Here is a 450-nt window from a genome sequence, read left to right on the forward strand (position 1 = left end):
GGGCGCCCCTGAGCGATAGGTACAGGGATTTCAAGCGGAACTAATGGCGCGAGTTTTGGTAGCCATAAGAACTCGCGTCCTCCTGGTGTCGTCGGTCCTTCCCTTCTCGCTAGCCGAATGGAATATTCGTCGCCAAGTCGGAAAATGGCATTTACCGTTCCAACTGGCTCTACCTTACGAAGGGGCAACTCTGCCCAGCGGGGGAACTGATCGACAAGCAAACGACGCACAAGTCGCTCTTCAATTTCCAATTCGTCAGCATGCATCTTCTCGGACATCGTATGATCTCTCCTTGGTAGCTCTGACATAAACTTTTATTGGTGGAAAATTATAATAATGCTCCGTACACCAAAAGTCAAAAAGCCACACTTTTTCATTATAAAATGCAGTCACACCTTAAAAAATTAACTTCTCTTAATTTATTCAATTGTAACACAACTCCTATAGGGG

Annotated in this window: 1 pseudogene; it reads right to left on the reverse strand. The window is 45.6% G+C overall.

Annotated features, from left to right (window positions below):
- Positions 1-278, reverse strand: a pseudogene (locus tag HRG09_RS28410) (aminoglycoside phosphotransferase family protein); the annotation flags it as partial.
- Positions 279-450: the final 172 nt, after the last annotated feature.

Origin of the sequence: Bacillus sp. Xin1, assembly GCF_013314535.1 — a bacterium.
Taxonomy (GTDB): domain Bacteria; phylum Bacillota; class Bacilli; order Bacillales; family Bacillaceae_G; genus Bacillus_A.